Genomic DNA, 17724 nt, shown 5'->3' with positions numbered 1-17724 from the left:
GGCAGAAAAAGGAGCATAAGAAATGAAAATTACATTAAAAGACGGTTCCGTGAAAGAATACAGTGAACCAAAGAGTATTTATGACATTGCGCTGGATATCAGCGAAGGGCTGGCCCGCATGGCCTGCGCCGGAGAAGTGGATGGAACAGTGATGGATCTGCGGACGGTTCTTGACCGTGACTGCGGGCTGAATCTTCTCACCCAGAAAGATTCAGAGGGAATCCGCACGGTCCGCCATACCTGCTCCCATGTGCTTGCAGAGGCGGTAAAGCGTCTGTTCCCCCAAGCGAAGCTGGCAATCGGCCCTTCCATTGACGAGGGGTTCTACTATGATTTTGAAGCGGAGCCATTTTCCAGGGAGGATTTGGACAATCTGGAAAAAGAAATGAAGAAAATTATAAAAGAAGGCAAGCGCCTGGAGAAGTTTACCCTGCCCAGGGAGGAAGCCATTCAATTGATGAAAGACAAAGAGGAACCCTATAAGGTGGAACTGATTGAGGATCTGCCGGAGGATGCGGAGATTTCTTTCTATAAACAGGGCGAAGGGTTTACCGACCTCTGTGCGGGCCCCCATCTGATGAGCACAAAGCCGGTGAAGGCATTTAAGCTGATTTCCTCCTCCATGGCTTACTGGCGGGGAGATTCAGACAAAGCCCAGCTTCAGAGAATCTACGGCACGGCTTTTGCCACAAAAGAGGAACTGAATGCTTATCTGGAGCATTTAGAGGATATTAAGAAGCGGGATCACAACAAACTGGGCCGGGAACTGAAGCTGTTTACCACGGTGGATGTGATCGGACAGGGACTCCCTCTGCTGATGCCGAAGGGAGCCAAGATTATTCAGACCATGCAGCGGTGGATTGAAGATTTAGAGGACAATGAATGGGGGTATATCCGCACTAAAACTCCTCTGATGGCCAAATCTGATCTGTATAAAATTTCAGGACACTGGGATCACTATACAGACGGCATGTTTGTGTTGGGAGATGAGGAAAAGGACAAAGAAGTGATGGCGCTGCGTCCCATGACCTGCCCCTTCCAGTATTATGTATACAAAGCGGAGCAGCATTCCTATCGTGACCTTCCGCTGCGTTACGGCGAGACTTCCACATTGTTCCGCAATGAGGACTCCGGAGAAATGCACGGGCTGACCAGAGTCCGCCAGTTTACGATTTCTGAGGGCCATCTGGTGGTGCGGCCGGATCAGATGGTAGAAGAATTCAAAAAGTGCCTTGCGCTGGCCAAACACTGTCTGTCTACCCTGGGCGTGGAGGAGGATGTGACGTACCACCTGTCCAAGTGGGACCCGGAAAACCGTGAAAAGTACATCGGGGAACCGGAAGTCTGGGAAGAAACCCAGCAGCATATGCGGGAAATTATGGATGAACTGGAAATCAAGTACACAGAAGAAGTGGGGGAAGCCGCATTCTACGGGCCTAAAATCGATATCAATGCCAAAAATGTTTACGGAAAAGAGGACACCATGATTACCATTCAGTGGGATGCGCTTCTGGCAGAACAATTTGACATGTATTATATTGATCAGAATGGTGATAAAGTGCGTCCTTATATTATTCACAGAACCTCCATGGGCTGTTATGAGAGGACGCTGGCATGGCTGATTGAGAAATATGCCGGCAAATTCCCCACCTGGCTGTGCCCGGAGCAGGTGAGAGTGCTGCCGATTTCCGATAAATATGAAGCCTATGCAGAGAAAGTGGAGAAAGAACTGAAAGCGAACGGAATCCTCTGTACGGTGGACAATCGTTCCGAAAAAATCGGATACAAAATCAGAGAGAGCAGGCTGGAAAAAGTGCCTTATATGCTGGTTGTGGGACAGCAGGAGGAGGCAGATAAGACCGTGTCTGTCAGAAGCAGGTTTGCAGGCGATGAGGGCGTGAAGCCTCTGGGAGAATTTATTGACCAGATCTGCAAAGAGATCCGCACCAGGGAAATCCGCAGAGAAGAACTGGCAGAAGAACCCAAAAAATGATATAAGCGGAAATATCATGCATAATTCATTTTAAATTTTCAAATACTAATACAGCGGATGGTGAGCAAAAAGAAGCGAAACATCCGCTGTATGATTGTTGCGGTAAGAAAGGAGATTTAAAATGACTCAGTTAAAATGTTCAGTGAAAAACTGCATGTACAACCAGGAACAGCTCTGTTCCAAACAGGACATTACCATCGGAGGCCATGGCGCGTCAAAATCCAATGAGACCTGCTGCGAGAGCTTCCGGGAGAGAACCGGAACCATGATGAACTCTGTGGGACACGCAAGCGAAGAAACGGATGTAAAGTGCCGGGCCACTAACTGCGGCTTTAATGATAACTGCAAGTGCAGCGCGAAGGAGATCGGAATTGCCGGAAGCAACGCATGCAGTTGCGGAGAAACAGAGTGCGCAAGCTTTGACTGTCACTGCAAATAGCCAGAGAAAGATTCGGAACGTTCAGACTGTATGAGCAGACAGGGACAAAATTGTCAAAAATTGTCAAAATTTACGAAAAGTATATGAATTTTTAAAAAATACTTGTAATATGTGAAAACAGGAAGTAGAATGGAACTGTAGCGTTTATCATTCTTCTTCCTGTTTTTGCATGGAATGAAGCTATCCCTGCATACAGAGGCCTTAAAAAGCGGATAGAAGGCAGAATCGGGAAGAAGCACAGGCAGCAGACAGCATATGGAGGATAACATTGAGAAAGAAATCTCATATATCATTAGCGAAATACATTGTTGACAGTTTAGGAGAACAGGAGCTTCAGAAGCACAAGAAGGCATTTTATTTAGGAAGTATCCTGCCGGACTGCAAACCTTCCTTTATTACCATAAAGCATGAAATGGAAGGAACGTTTCCCAAGGTGCAGCACGAACTGGAGGAACTGGTGGAGCGTCAGAAGAACGCCCAGATTAATATGAGGGTGTTTTACCGAAACCTGGGAGAAGTGATCCATTACATAGCAGATTATTTTACCTTTCCGCACAATCCCCACTATCCGGGGAATTTAAAAGAACACTGTATTTATGAAGAACACCTGAAGCGGGGGCTGAAGGAATACATCGCCAGCGGCGAGGCGGAGAAAAACAGTGAGTGGGTTCGCCTGTCAGTGGTAAACTTAAACAGCACGGCAGATATTTGTAATTTTATCAGGAAAGCTCACGAAACTTATGTTAAATTGAAGAATTCTGTCGAAGATGACTGTCGACATATTGTGACATTGTGCCATCAGGTGGTGGTGGCCGTAATCCGGCTGATTAAAAGAGATTCTGAGTCTCAGACCATGGCTGCTGCCAGCTGATAAAGTGAGGAATTGTCGAAAAAAAGTGTTTTATGTCGAAATGTCCTGTAAAAAAATGGCGATTTTCGTTTGCTTTTTTTTCCCAAAGATTATACAATATGGAAGAGGGGAGAAAAGGAGCATAAGATGAATATGTCAGAGCTGGTGAGAGAGATTGAAATTAAACGGAAAGCATTGGATGTAGAGGCTGGGAAGAACATCTGGACGCCGGAATGCTATCAGATGAGTCTTCAGTTAGACAAGCTGATCGAAACCTACATGCAGTGCAAAGAGGAAGTTCAGCTGTAGAGAGAGCGGCTGAATGAAGCAACAACAGAATAGGGAGGCGCCCATGGCCGTTGGCGCTTCCAAGGGGAGAGACAGAGCTGAGGGAAGTTCATGAGATGGGATGAAACGGAACTCAGTTCTGTTTTTCTGTTAAAAATTATAAAAAAATATTGACATTTGGCAATATTTGATAAAGAATATAGAGAGAATACCATCTTATTAAGAAATGCAATATTATTTCAGAAACGAGGGCATGATATGGGACTTGGAAAAACAAAAAAGCTGGTGAAATCAATTTCAGAGCTGAGGGATGACAATTACGCAGGAGAACCGGAGTTAGGCAGCATCTATCAGCGGCTGGTACATAGCAGAGATCAATTTTCAGAGATTCTTGAGAAGAATCTTAAGGCAGTAATGCAGATCAGTTCCCTGGACTTAACGGTACAGCATGAAACTGACAAGATTCTTGAAATATCCCATAATGTGGCGAAAGCGACAGAGGTAATTTTCGGAGCTTCCGGAGATCATTCTGAGGTGGAAGGAAATAATTCCCTGGAGCAGCTGACCAATACGATTATCCGTGTGTCGGAAGAGACGGAAGAGGTTTATCAGAAGATAGAGAAGGGACAGCAGGAGCTTACCGCGATCCGGGATCTTTCCTCCCAGGCCATTGAAGTATCCAAAGAGATGCGCAAGGATATGGATGAACTGTTAGATGTGATTAATAATATGAATGAGGTCATTGCCGGAATAGAGTCTATTTCCATGCAGACCAACCTGCTTGCATTGAATGCTTCCATAGAGGCTGCAAGGGCGGGCCGGGCAGGCCGGGGATTTGCCGTAGTGGCAGATGAGATCCGCGCTTTGGCGGAACAGACCCAGAAGCTGACTGGAGATATGGGCGAGTTTGTGGAAGGAATCCGGGGAGCGTCTCAAAAGAGCGCCGGAAGCACCACCAATACGATAGATGCGCTTGGAACTATGACAGGAAAGATTGGGAATGTATGGGAACTGAATGATGAGAATCAAAAGCATGTGTCAAAGGTCAGCGAGTCTGTTACTTCTCTTGCAGCAGTCAGTGAAGAGATCAGCAGTACCATGGCCGAGATGGAGAATCAGCTGAGAAACAGCACAGATTTTATGCGTGACATCGGAAATGAGCTGATGAAGGCTACCGAACCGGTTGTGGAGATTGAGGAAACTCTGGATTCTGCGGTCAAACAGATGGGCGCGATGTCCGCTGACAGTTTTTTCCATATGAAGAATTCAGAATTCTGCAGATATGTACAGAATGCCATCCATGCGCACCGCACCTGGATTAAGAATCTGGAGAAGATGGTCAGGGAGCGGGTGATTGTGCCTCTGCAGCTGGACTCCACCAAATGCGGATTCGGACACTTTTATTACTCTTTTACACCGGAGATACCGGGAATCCGCGAGATATGGGACGGATTGGCTGAGAAGCATCAGAAGTTCCATGGATTTGGTTCTGACGTGATCAACGCGCTGTTCAGTGAGGATTACGCCAAAGCGGAGCAGGTGTGCCGGGCAGCGGAAGAATATTCCAGAGAATTGATCTCAGATATGGAGAAAATGCTTCGGATTGCAGAAGCTTAAAGCAAATCTTATACGGTTGTCAATAAGCGGGGCTTTCGCCCACAGCGGATAAAAAGAAGGAAAATGAAAATTCATTTACCTTCTTTTTTTGTGGGAAAATATAAAAAAAGCCAGGTTTTCAGCGGGATTAGCAGATATCTGACCCCAAAAGAGGGGCAGGAGGTACAGGGGAATTCACAAATTTACTATTGCTTTTTTGTCTGTGATAGGCTAGAATGTAATAAAAGTGGAGAGAAGTGGTAAAAAAGGGTGATAAGTGGTGAATAAGTGGAAGACAGTGCAGCCAATACCCACAAAGTAAGTCCCCCATCTTTTCTGGCAGAAGGTGATGTCTATGTTCATGGGTGAATACAATCACACAGTTGATACAAAGGGCAGACTGATAGTTCCATCCAAATTCAGAGAATTGCTGGGCGATGAATTTGTTGTGACAAAGGGACTGGATGGATGCTTATTCGTGTATTCCGGTGATGAGTGGAAGCTTATGGAAACCAAGTTCAGGGAAGTGTCACAGTTCTCCAAAGAAGCCCGTAAGTTTGCAAGATTTTTCTTTGCAGGCGCAGCAACCTGCGAAGTGGACAAACAGGGGCGTGTACTGCTTCCGGCTAACCTCAGGGAATTTGCCGGAATTGAGAAAGAAGTTGTTTTGGCAGGCGTAGTGAACCATATCGAAATCTGGAACAAAGACAGATGGCAGGATACCAATGAATACGATGATGTGGAAGAAATCGCAGAGCACATGGCAAGCCTGGGACTTACGATTTGATGCAGCCTTTGAGAAGATGATTGATGCAGGAGCCGAAACAGAAGAAATAATATAGAAGAAGAAACGGAAAGGGAATATATGGAATTCAGGCACAAATCTGTACTGTTAAGAGAGACAATGGAATACCTGAAGATTAACCCTGATGGAATATATGTGGACGGAACACTGGGAGGCGGCGGACATGCATATGAGATTTGCAGGCGCCTGTCCCCAAACGGGAAACTGATCGGAATTGATCAGGACGAAGATGCAGTCAGAGCAGCGGCCAGCCGGCTGTCAGAATTTCAGGACAGAACAGAGATTGTCAGAAGCAATTACCGGCAGATGCCGGAGGTTTTGTCAGAACGCGGGATTGGCCAGGTGGATGGAATTCTGCTTGATTTGGGAGTTTCTTCCTATCAGTTGGATGATCCTGAACGGGGCTTTACCTATCGGACAGAAGATGCGCCTCTGGATATGCGGATGGATCAGCGTCAGAGGCTTACGGCCAGAGATGTAGTCAATACATACAGTGAGACAGAGTTGTACCGGATCATTCGGGACTATGGGGAGGATAAATTTGCGAAAAACATTGCAAAACATATGATAAAAGCTAGAGAAGAGAAGGAGATTGAAACAGCAGGAGAATTAACGGAGATTATCAAAAGGGCGATTCCTGCCAAGGTACGGAAGAATGGCGGACATCCTGCCAAGCGCACGTTTCAGGCGATTCGCATTGAACTGAACGGCGAACTGGAAGTGTTACAGGATTCTCTGGAGAATATGACAGAGCTGTTAAGTCCGGGAGGAAGGATTTGCGTCATTACGTTCCATTCCCTGGAGGACAGAATTGTAAAGAATATTTTCCGGAAATGTGAGCATCCATGTACCTGCCCGCCGGATTTTCCGGTTTGTGTATGCGGGAAGAAGTCAATGGGAAAAACCGTGACCAGAAAGCCTGTTCTGCCGTCTGAAGAAGAACTGGAATGTAATTCACGAGCGAAAAGTGCGAAACTGAGAGTATTCGAAAGGCATAAGATGTAAGGCATAGAAAAGATAGGAGTGAAAGCATTGAGACAGCAGAGGAATGCAGCGCGTAAGGAAAAAACTGTAAGTTATATAGAAGGGAATACAGTAAGAAAACTGCAGCCGGACCCGGTGCGGCGAAGCGAGGAGACCCATCGGCAGCTTAAGGAAAAACAGAGAATAGACAGAGAACAGCGGGAGAGAAAGCGGGCGCTTCGGGCGGCAGCCAAAAGAAATCAGGAAAAAGCGCTTCAGATGAGTCCGGGCTATGTGCTGTTTCTGGCAGCCGCCATGGCTGTAATGGTGGGAATTACTGGAATTTACCTGACGTTACAGTCAGAGCTTACCAACAGAATCAAGCGTGTGGCATCACTGAAAAGTGAAGTGCTGAACCTTAAGACAGATAACGATGCAGAACAAAAGAGGATTGACACTTCTGTGGATTTGGAGGAAATTCGCCAGAAAGCCACAGGAGAATTGGGAATGGTTTATCCTGGAAAAGATCAGATTATATATTTTGAAGTGGATTCCAGTGATTACATGAATCAGTATCAGGATATCCCGGCAAAATAAAGAAGGTAATAACGATTGGCAACGAAAAAAAGAAGACCGAAAAAAAAGCAGGAACCTTTAAAGTTTTCAAGAAGAATGAAGAAGAAGCTTCTGGTAATGGTATCGTTTATTATGGCCATGTTGGCCGGTCTGGTGGGAAGGCTGGTTTATATTGAGCAGGTCAAAGGCGACGAATACGAGAAGCAGGTGTTAAGTCAGCAGGGATATGAAAGTCAGAGTATTCCCTTTCAGCGGGGCGAGATTCTGGATTCCAGAGGAACCATACTTGCAAACAGTGTAGATGTATATAATGTGATTCTGGACTGTAAGCTGATGAATGAAGAATTTTATGACTGGGAAACAAGAACAAAGGTAAAGAAATATATAGAACCTACCATTGCGGCGCTGACCAAATGTTTCCCGGATGTTACGGAAGAAGAGGTAATGGCTGCTCTGACAGAGAAACCAGACAGTCGTTATTTTGTTTTGCGTAAAAAGCTGTATTATAAAGAGATTAAAGAGTTCCAGGAGTTAGTGGAGAAGGTAAATAAAAAGGGAAAAAAGGTAAATCCCAATGTCCAGGGCGTGTGGTTTGAGAAAGAATACCAAAGGGAATACCCTTATGGCACGCTGGCAAGCAAAGTTCTGGGCTTTACTACTTCAGGGAATGAGGGAATCGGCGGATTAGAGGATTACTACAACGATATTTTAAACGGCATCAACGGCCGGCAGTACGGGTTTCTGAACTCTGACAGCAACTTTGAGAAAACCATCAAAGAACCCATCAACGGCAATACCCTTGTGACCACACTGGATTTGAATATTCAGAAGATTGTCCAGGAAAAAATTGCGGCGTTTCAGGAGAAATACAGGGACGGCGTCACAGAGGGCCCTGGCAGCAAACAGACGGGAGTCATTGTCATGAATCCCCAGAACGGTGAGATTTATGCCATGTCGGACAGTCTTGTTTACGATCTGAACAACCCCAGGGATTTATCTCTGTATTATTCAGAAGAAGAAACAGAGTCCTTTAATGAGAACGAAAAACTGGAAAAGCTCAATGAAATCTGGCAGAATTATTGCCTGACTTACACTTATGAACCAGGTTCCACTGCAAAGCCTTTTACGGTGGCCACTGCATTGGAAACTGGCAAAACCAGAGAATGGTACGATTGTGACGGCATTGAGAAAATCGGCGGCCATGATATCCGATGCGTGCAGCGTTCCGGACACGGTCCCCAGACCATGGAACAGTCGCTGATGAATTCCTGCAATGATGCAATGATGCATATGGCGGAGGATATCGGAAAAGAAGATTACTACAAATATCAGAATATCTTTAATTTCGGCCTTAAGACAAACATCGATCTGCCGGGAGAAGCCAGAACCGACAGCCTGATTTATACTTTGGAAAATACAAACACCACCTCTCTGGCCACTAATTCCTTCGGACAGAACTTCAATGTAACGGCGGTTCAGCTTGCATCGGCGTTTTCTTCCCTGATTAATGGGGGATATTATTATCAGCCCCATCTTGTGAAGAAAATTGTGGATGACAATGGAAATACCGTGCAGACCATAGAGCCGGTGGTTTTGAAACAGACCGTTTCCCGGCAGACCAGTGACACTGTGAAACAGTATCTCTACAGCACTGTATCCGAGGGAACCGGCAGAAGCGCCAAGGTGGAAGGGTATTCCATGGGCGGTAAAACAGGAACTGCCCAGAAGGGAGACAGGGATGACAAGAAATATGTGGTATCCTTTATTGGTTTTGCTCCGGTGGAGAATCCTGAGGTACTGGTTTATGTGGTAATCGACGAGGCAAACGTACCGTTGGATCAGCAGAGCAGCGCGCTTGCCACAGAACTGGCGAAAGAAATATTTACAGAGATTCTTCCTTATTTGAATGTATTTCAGGATGAAGAAATAGAAGAAGGGGAAAATCCTGATAATCCACAAGGAGAGCCGGGCACACCGGAGGGAGCAGAAAATCCGGAGGGAAGCCCCCAGGAGGGAACAGAAAATCCGGAGGGAACTCCCCAGGAGGGCGGCAATCCGGAAGAAGGGCCCCAGGAAGGAAATCCGGGAGAAGGAGATACTCCCCAGGGAGAGAATCCTGGAGGGGACGGCCAGGAAGGAGCGAATAATCCGCCGCCCCAGGGAGAAGGAGATACTCCTCAGGAGGGCAGCAATCCGGAAGAAGGACAGCCCCAGGAGGGCGGCGGCGCGCCGGCAGATCCGGGAGGCCCCGAATATCCGGCGGAGGGCGTGCCAGGTGTCATGCCCGAAGGGGCAGAAGCGCCCCAGGGAGAATAAGAAAAGTGGAAAAACAGTACATAACCTCATAAATTTTGTAATAGATTATAGTAATTATTGTTGTGAGGTTACAGTATGTTTCGCAATAAAACCTTTAACCGGAGGAAACTATTAGTGGTTTTTACGGTGATTCTTCTGGTGCTGTCAATTCTTGTGGGCAGACTGGTGTATCTGATGATTTTCTGTTCTGAATATTACGGACAGAAAGCGGAGGATTTGCATGAGCGGGAACGGGATATCAAGGCGGCCAGAGGTAAGATCATTGATTCTACCGGTACCGTGCTTGCCACGAACCGGACGGTATGTACAATTTCCGTCATTCACAGCCAGTTGAAAGAGCCGGAGGAGGTAATCCGGGTGTTGTCCAAAGAACTGGAAATGGAAGAAGAAACGGTTCGCAAGCGGGTGGAAAAGGTAAGCTCCATTGAGCGGGTGAAGTCTAATGTAGATAAGGAGGTTGGTGACCGCATCCGCGGATATGGACTGGCAGGGGTAAAAGTAGACGAAGATTACAAGCGTTATTACCCCTACGGCACACTGGCATCCCGGGTACTGGGATTTACCGGAGGCGACAACCAGGGAATTATTGGACTGGAGGTTCTGTATGAAGATTATCTGAAAGGTAAAAGCGGCAAGATTCTCACTCTGACAGACGCCAGAGGAGTTGAAATTGAAAATGCAGGTGAACGGCGTCAGGAACCGGTAGACGGTTATAATCTCCATGTCAGCCTGGACTACAATATTCAAATGTACTGTGAACAGGCGGCCAAAAAAGTAATGGAGGCAAAATCTGCAGACGGGGTTTCGGTAATTGTGATGAAGCCGGATAACGGCGAAATCCTGGCAATGGTAAATGTGCCGGAATTTGACTTAAACGATCCTTTTACCCTGATACAGACGGAAACAAAGGAAGAACCCGAATCAGCCGAAACAGAAGAGACAGCGGCAGAACCGGAAGGAACGAAAACAGAAGAGAAGAAGCCGAAAGAACAGAATAAACAGGATTTACTGAATCAGATGTGGCGGAATCCCTGTATCAATGATACTTATGAGCCGGGTTCTGTATTTAAAACAATTACCACAGCGGCGTCTTTTGAAGAAGGAGTGGTATCTTTAAACGATCACTTTTTCTGCCCCGGATATAAGATGGTGGAGGACAGAAGAATCCACTGCCACAAAAGAACCGGGCACGGTTCCGAGGATTTTACCCAGGGAATTATGAATTCCTGCAATCCGGTATTTATCGAACTGGGCCTGCGGCTGGGAGTAGACAATGTATATAAGTATTTTGAACAGTTCGGCCTGTTAAACCGGACGGGAATCGACCTTCCGGGAGAGGCGTCCACCATTATGCATGACAGGAAAAATGTAGGCCCTGTGGAACTGGCCACCATTTCCTTCGGACAGTCTTTTCAGGTTACCCCCATTCAGCTTGCCACAACCGTTTCTTCCTTAATTAATGGAGGAAACCGGATTACGCCCCATTTCGGCGTATCAGTCAAGGATGATCAGGGCAAATTAATTGAGACGCTGCAGTATGATGTGAAAGAAGGGATTGTCAGCGAAAGCACATCAGAGACGCTGCGCAGCGTTCTTGAAAAAGTAGTTTCTGAGGGAAGCGGAAAACGGGCATACATAGAAGGTTTTTCTATCGGAGGCAAAACAGCCACTTCCCAGACGCTTCCAAGAAGCGCCAACAAATATATTTCTTCTTTTCTGGGCTTTGCCCCTGCAGAGGACCCACAGGTGCTTGCGCTTGTGATTATCAATAATCCCCAGGGGATTTATTATGGAGGAACCATAGCGGCCCCGGTGGTAAAGGAGATTTTTTCCAATATACTGCCTTATCTGGGAATTGAGCGGCAGGCGGTTCCAAAACAGGAAGATTCGAAGGAAGATTCAGAGGAAAATTAAAAGAAAGATGCGGTGAGCATAAAACATCGTAGAGATGAAGAGGTGTAGAGAAAATGACACAGAGCGTTGTAATTCCAGTATTGATTGCCTTTGCCATTACAGCCCTTTTGGGGCCTGTGGTAATTCCGGTGCTGAGAAAATTAAAAGTGGGGCAGACCGAGCGGGAGGAGCTGAAATCCCATCTGAAAAAAGCCGGTACGCCTACCATGGGCGGATTGATGATATTAGCCGGAATTCTGGTGACCTCCATGATTTATGTGAAGGATTACCCCAAAGTGCTGCCCATTCTCTTTGTGACAGCAGGATTCGGCATTATCGGATTTCTGGATGACTATCTGAAAGTAGTGCTGCGGCGTTCCGACGGGCTGCTGCCCTGGCAGAAAATGGCGGGACAGATATTGGTAACCGTTGTGTTTATTTTCTATATGAATCAATATACAGAAAAAGCCTCTGAGATGCTGATTCCTTTTACCGGAGGCTTCGAGCATGGAATCTATCTGGATTTGGGATGGCTGGCGGCCCCTGTGATGTTTCTGGCAATTCTGGGCACCGTAAACGGCGCAAATTTCACCGACGGCTTAGACGGGCTGGCTTCCAGTGTAACGGTATTGATTGCAACATTTTTTTCAGTGGTGGCAATCGGGACAGACAGCGGCATAGAACCGGTTACCTGCGCGGTGGTGGGGGCATTACTGGGATTTTTGCTCTTTAACGTATACCCTGCCAGTGTTTTTATGGGGGATACCGGCTCTCTGGCATTGGGGGGATTTGTGGCTTCCGCCGCCTATATGCTGCAGATGCCCATTTTTATTCTGATTGTGGCGCTGATTTACTGGGTAGAGCTTCTGTCAGTCATGATACAGGTGACTTATTTTAAGAAAACAGGGGGAAAGCGTATTTTCCGCATGGCTCCCATACATCATCATTTTGAATTATGCGGATGGTCTGAAACAAGGGTAGTGGCGGTATTTTCCATTATTACGGCTATTTTATGCCTGATTGGGCTGCTTGCGCTTTAGGAGGGATAACATTGAATCTGGATGGAAAGAAATTTTTGGTTATGGGATCTGGAATCAGCGGAATTGCAGCTGCAGAGCTTCTGATAAACCATCATCTTCCGGTTGTGCTTTACGATGGCAGTAAGGAGAAACAGCCGGAGGAAATAAGAGAGAAATCTCCTTTGCTGGAACAGGCTGAAATCTATACCGGCTGTCTGCCGGCGCATATACTTTCGGACTGTGACATTGCCATATTGAGCCCAGGGGTGCCTCTGGATATTCCGGATGTGGAGCGGATGAAAGAGGCGGGTCTTGCAATCTGGGGCGAAATTGAGCTTGCCGCCGTATTTGAGAAGGGCAGGGTCCTTGCAGTAACCGGAACCAACGGGAAAACCACAACCACTTCCCTGCTGGGAGAGATTATGAGGCATGCGGGCCTGGATGTGAAGGTGGTGGGGAATATTGGGATTCCCTATACCAGTCTGGTGACAAAAACCACAGAAGCTTCTGTCACGGTGGCGGAAATCAGCAGCTTTCAGCTGGAAACGGTGAACCGGTTCTGCCCGGATGTTTCTGCCATTTTGAATATTACGCCGGATCATTTAAACCGCCATCATACCATGGAGAATTACCGGAAGGCAAAAGAGCGGATCACTGCCAATCAGGGGGAGCGTCAGGTCTGCATCCTGAATTACGAGGACGATGCGCTGCGGGAGTTTTCTGCCGGGGTGAAAGCCCGAATCGTATTTTTCAGCAGCCAGAGGAAGCTGAAGGAGGGCATGTATCTGGAGGGCGAAGAAATTATCTGGAGCTGGCAGGGGGAGCAGGAGGTTTTATGCAATGTACATGAGCTTCAGCTTCTGGGAAAACATAATTATGAAAATGTGATGGCCGCTGGGGCAATGGCAAGGATGGCGGGAGTTTCCCTGGAAAAAATCAGGGAAGTTCTGGTTACTTTTGCAGCGGTGGAGCATAGAATAGAATATGTGGTGACAAAAAGGGGCGTCCGTTTTTACAATGACTCCAAAGGGACTAATCCGGACGCGGCAATTCAGGCCATACGAGCCATGCAGTGGCCTACTTTACTGATTGGAGGGGGATATGATAAGGATTCTGAGTATGAGGAATGGATTCAGGCTTTTGAAGGAAAAGTGAAGAAATTTGTACTGCTTGGAGCTACCAGAGAGAAAATAAGGGATACGGCAGTCCGGCTTGGATATCCCGGGGAGGATATTATTCTTACAGACAGCCTGCAGGAAGCAGTCAGTGTATGCTTTGACCATGCAAAAGACGGGGACGCAGTTTTGCTTTCACCGGCCTGCGCAAGCTGGGGAATGTTCAAAAATTACGAGCAGCGGGGAAATATGTTTAAGGAACTGGCGAGGGCATTAGAGGAATAACTGTGAAATTCTAGGTCAGGAGTGCTGATATGGGTAGAGAAGGAAAAGCAGACAGAAGACAAAAAAATATCCGTTATTTTGACTATACGCTGTTGTTAATTGTATTTTTTCTGATCTGTTTCGGACTGGTCATGCTATACAGTACAAGCGCATACAACGGTCAGGTTAAATTTAAGGATTCCGCCTATTATCTGAAAAAACAGCTTCAGGCAGACGCTTTGGGAATAGCAGCTATGGTGATCGTTTCCAAAATTGATTACCGCGTGTGGAAAAACTTCTGGCTGATTGCATACATAGGGGCATTTGGGTTATGCACCCTGGTGCTTTTCATCGGGGATGAATTAAACGGCGCGAAGCGCTGGCTGAACCTGGGATTTACCAGTTTTCAGCCCTCGGAGGCGGCAAAGCTGGCAATTATTGTATTTCTGGCCACAATTATCAGTAAAATGCCCAAACAGATGGGCAAGTTTTCTTCATTAGTGAAAATAATTGCAATTGTCCTTCCCATGGTTGCCGTGGTGGCAATCGGAAACTTAAGCACGGCAATTATTATACTGGGAATTGCCATTTCCATGGTATTTGTGGCAAGCCCCAAATACGCCCAGTTTTTCATTGCAGGCGGGGCGGTGATTCTTTTTGGAGCAGTGTTTATCATGATGGAAGCCTACCGGGCGGAACGTCTGCGGATCTGGCTGAATCCGGAGAAATACGAGAAGGGGTATCAGACGCTTCAGGGCCTTTATGCCATTGGTTCCGGCGGACTCTTTGGAAAGGGGCTGGGCGGCAGCATGCAGAAGCTGGGATTTGTGCCGGAGGCCCAGAACGATATGATTTTTTCGATTATCTGCGAGGAATTGGGGTTATTCGGCGCCATCAGCGTAATTCTGCTGTTTGTAATTACTATCTGGAGATTTATGGTCATTGCCAGCAATGCGCAGGATTTGTATGGGGCGCTGATTGTCACAGGAGCTTTGGCCCATATTTCCATACAGGTAATACTGAATATTGCGGTAGTAACCAATACCATACCGAATACGGGGATTTCCCTGCCGTTTATCAGCTACGGCGGAACATCGGTGCTGTTTTTGTTAGCGGAAATCGGACTGGTGCTAAGCGTATCAAGGGGAATTCATCTGGAACAGGAGTAAGACATGGGAAGAGGAAAACGGAAGCAGAAAAAGCGATGGAAAACAATAGGGCTGACAATTCTTATGATTTTGCTCTTTTTGGCGATAGCGGCGCTGATTGTAATTAACTTGTTCACGGTGAAGAAGGTAAAAGTAACCGGCAATGAGCATTATTCCGACGAGGCCATGAAAGACTGGCTGCTGGATGATGAATATTCTTGGAACAGCCTGTATGTTTATTTTAAATACAAGTTTGTGGAACCCCGGGAAATGCCTTTTGTGGACAGCATGGAGGTTTTTCTCAAATCCCCCCAGACACTGGAAATCAAAGTATATGAGAAAGCATTGCTGGGCAGGGTTTATATTGATGCATTGGGGCAGAATGCTTATTTTGACAAAGACGGATTTGTAGTGGAAATGTCCTCGGAAGTGATAGAAGGCGTTCCGGTGATAAGCGGGCTGGATGTGGAACAAATCGTTTTGTATGAAAAACTTCCGATCAAAGGCAAGGATATTTTGAAAAATCTGTTGTCGCTGACGCAGATGCTGAAAAAATATGAACAGGTTCCGGAAAATGTCAGATATGGAGGAGAAGGGAATTTTACATTGAGCTATGGGGAAATTACGGTTCTGATTGGACAGGCTCAAAATCTGAATGAGAAGGTGGTAAGGCTTTCTTATATTATGCCGAAGCTGGACGGGCAGAAGGGCACACTGCACCTGGAAAGCTGGACGGAACACACGACGGATATTGCTTTTGAAAAAACCGGATAGAATATATTTGTCGAAATTTGTGTTATTTTTGCAGGAAAGAAAGAAATACCACTGAAAAAAATACAATAAAATTAAAATTTCTTATTGATTAATTCTTCAAAAAATTATAGTATAGTGTATAAGAGTTTAAAAGTGGATATAGAATGAAAAGTTCAGATAGAGGATAAAAGGAGGAAGAACCTTGCTTGAAATAATGACAACAGAGGCAGATTCCAGTGCAAAAATCATCGTAATTGGTGTTGGAGGGGCTGGAAATAATGCAGTCAATAGAATGATTGATGAGAGTATCGGCGGCGTTGAGTTTATCGGAATCAACACGGACAAGCAGGCGCTGACGCTTTGTAAGGCACCTACATTGGTTCAAATCGGCGAGAAGCTGACAAAGGGACTGGGAGCTGGCGCGCAGCCTGAAATCGGTCAGAAAGCGGCGGAGGAGAGCATTGACGAACTGACCGCAGAGATTAAAGGCGCAGATATGGTGTTTGTAACCTGCGGGATGGGAGGCGGAACCGGAACCGGAGCCGCACCGGTAGTTGCAAAGATTGCCAAGGATATGGGAATCCTTACCGTAGGCGTAGTCACGAAGCCCTTTCGTTTTGAAGCCAAGGCCCGCATGCTCAACGCCATGGGAGGCATTGAGCGTTTAAAGGAAAGCGTGGATACCCTGATTGTGATCCCCAATGACAAGCTTTTGGAGATTGTGGACCGAAGGACTACCATGCCGGATGCTTTGAAAAAGGCAGACGAAGTGCTGCAGCAGGCGGTACAGGGAATTACAGACCTGATTAATTTACCTGCATTGATCAATCTGGACTTTGCAGATGTCCAGACCGTAATGAAGGATAAGGGAATGGCTCATATCGGTATCGGTATGGCAAAGGGAGACGACAAGGCTACAGAAGCAGTGAAGCTTGCTGTGGCAAGCCCTCTGTTAGAAACTACCATTACAGGCGCTTCCCATGTGATTATCAATATTTCCGGAGATATCTCCCTTGTGGACGGCAGCGATGCAGCCAGCTATGTGCAGGATTTGGCAGGCGAGAATGCAAATATTATCTTCGGTGCCAAGTTTGACGAAAGTATGACGGATGAGGCAATTGTAACAGTAATTGCCACAGGTCTTGGCGACGCGGCTCCGGCGCCTAAGGTAATGCCGAGCATGAAATATGCCCAGAATACGCCTTCCAGAATGACGACTCCGGCAAGAACCTCCAGTAACCTGGGCTCTGTCACCCGCCCGGCCAGTCCTTACGGGTCAGTGAATCAGCCGTCGTCATCCAACGCAGGTTCCGGGAACCTGGGCGTAACGGCATCCACTCTTGGAATCCAAAGGCCCAGAAGGCCGGAGAGCACGGTGCCGGAACGGGATATTAAGATTCCGGAGTTTTTGAAGAATACAAGGAAATAGATTTGCAAAGAAATTGTATTAAGAAATTACATAGAAAAGACAGCCATGTTGATTCAGGATGGCTGTTTTTTTGCTGTTTTTAAGACGAAAGGGTTTTTGGAAACGGACGGTAAGCAAGACATTTTGTACAAGGCTCACTGAGAACTTATTTTGGCGAAAGGGTTTTGGAAACGGACGGCAATTCAGTCCGGTCCTTCCTCACGCAAACCGGGCAGCGCTGCAGCGAACTAACTGCCAACTGCGGCTAAGGAATTCGGGAAAGCCCTCATTCCTAAGT

The 17724-nt window shown here is 46.6% G+C and carries 15 protein-coding genes; all 15 read left to right on the top strand.

What is annotated here, in order from left to right:
• The first annotated feature begins 22 nt into the window (after positions 1-22).
• The 15 genes from thrS to ftsZ all read left to right on the top strand — a co-directional run bounded on the left by thrS (position 23) and on the right by ftsZ (position 17447).
• The gene (gene thrS / locus ACTO17_RS03160; protein ID WP_172536871.1) at positions 23-1993 is read left to right on the top strand and encodes a threonine--tRNA ligase; all 1971 of its coding nucleotides are present in this window, start codon (positions 23-25) and stop codon (positions 1991-1993) included.
• 121 nt (positions 1994-2114) lie between these two features.
• A complete protein-coding gene (locus tag ACTO17_RS03155; RefSeq protein WP_482556871.1) occupies positions 2115-2432 on the top strand; it encodes a DUF1540 domain-containing protein in 318 nt (105 codons plus the stop codon).
• 268 nt (positions 2433-2700) lie between these two features.
• Positions 2701-3303 carry a zinc dependent phospholipase C family protein gene (locus ACTO17_RS03150; protein WP_482556870.1) on the top strand — a complete coding sequence of 201 codons (603 nt, stop codon included), beginning with the start codon at positions 2701-2703 and terminating at the stop codon, positions 3301-3303.
• Between the two features lie 126 nt (positions 3304-3429).
• Complete coding sequence (locus ACTO17_RS03145) at positions 3430-3591, top strand: Spo0E family sporulation regulatory protein-aspartic acid phosphatase (protein WP_172536874.1); 162 nt, start codon at positions 3430-3432, stop codon at positions 3589-3591.
• Between the two features lie 237 nt (positions 3592-3828).
• The gene (locus tag ACTO17_RS03140) at positions 3829-5187 is read left to right on the top strand and encodes a methyl-accepting chemotaxis protein (RefSeq protein ID WP_172536875.1); all 1359 of its coding nucleotides are present in this window, start codon (positions 3829-3831) and stop codon (positions 5185-5187) included.
• A 334-nt stretch (positions 5188-5521) separates the two neighbouring features.
• Positions 5522-5953, top strand: coding sequence for a division/cell wall cluster transcriptional repressor MraZ (gene mraZ, locus ACTO17_RS03135; RefSeq protein WP_172536876.1), 432 nt, complete (start codon positions 5522-5524; stop codon positions 5951-5953).
• 78 nt (positions 5954-6031) lie between these two features.
• The gene (gene rsmH, locus ACTO17_RS03130) at positions 6032-6976 is read left to right on the top strand and encodes a 16S rRNA (cytosine(1402)-N(4))-methyltransferase RsmH (protein WP_482556869.1); all 945 of its coding nucleotides are present in this window, start codon (positions 6032-6034) and stop codon (positions 6974-6976) included.
• A gap of 27 nt (positions 6977-7003) precedes the next feature.
• The gene (locus tag ACTO17_RS03125; RefSeq protein WP_172536888.1) at positions 7004-7531 is read left to right on the top strand and encodes a hypothetical protein; all 528 of its coding nucleotides are present in this window, start codon (positions 7004-7006) and stop codon (positions 7529-7531) included.
• Positions 7532-7606: 75 nt separating this feature from the next.
• Positions 7607-9826, top strand: a complete 2220-nt coding sequence (locus ACTO17_RS03120; RefSeq protein WP_482556915.1) for a peptidoglycan D,D-transpeptidase FtsI family protein — start codon at positions 7607-7609, stop codon at positions 9824-9826.
• A 75-nt stretch (positions 9827-9901) separates the two neighbouring features.
• The gene (locus ACTO17_RS03115) at positions 9902-11740 is read left to right on the top strand and encodes a peptidoglycan D,D-transpeptidase FtsI family protein (protein WP_172536879.1); all 1839 of its coding nucleotides are present in this window, start codon (positions 9902-9904) and stop codon (positions 11738-11740) included.
• A 53-nt stretch (positions 11741-11793) separates the two neighbouring features.
• Positions 11794-12759, top strand: coding sequence for a phospho-N-acetylmuramoyl-pentapeptide-transferase (mraY, locus tag ACTO17_RS03110; RefSeq protein WP_172536880.1), 966 nt, complete (start codon positions 11794-11796; stop codon positions 12757-12759).
• 11 nt (positions 12760-12770) lie between these two features.
• The gene (gene murD, locus ACTO17_RS03105; RefSeq protein ID WP_482556868.1) at positions 12771-14138 is read left to right on the top strand and encodes a UDP-N-acetylmuramoyl-L-alanine--D-glutamate ligase; all 1368 of its coding nucleotides are present in this window, start codon (positions 12771-12773) and stop codon (positions 14136-14138) included.
• Between the two features lie 29 nt (positions 14139-14167).
• Positions 14168-15286, top strand: coding sequence for an FtsW/RodA/SpoVE family cell cycle protein (locus ACTO17_RS03100; protein WP_172536882.1), 1119 nt, complete (start codon positions 14168-14170; stop codon positions 15284-15286).
• Positions 15287-15289: 3 nt separating this feature from the next.
• Positions 15290-16039, top strand: a complete 750-nt coding sequence (locus ACTO17_RS03095) for a cell division protein FtsQ/DivIB (RefSeq protein ID WP_482556867.1) — start codon at positions 15290-15292, stop codon at positions 16037-16039.
• 181 nt (positions 16040-16220) lie between these two features.
• Entirely contained in the window at positions 16221-17447 is a 1227-nt protein-coding gene (gene ftsZ, locus ACTO17_RS03090; RefSeq protein ID WP_172536884.1) for a cell division protein FtsZ, read from the top strand.
• The last annotated feature ends 277 nt before the right edge of the window (positions 17448-17724 follow it).

This window comes from Petralouisia sp., from assembly GCF_056822245.1.
Note: the sequence above shows the minus strand (reverse complement) of the source record. Positions and strands in the feature narration are given on the sequence as shown.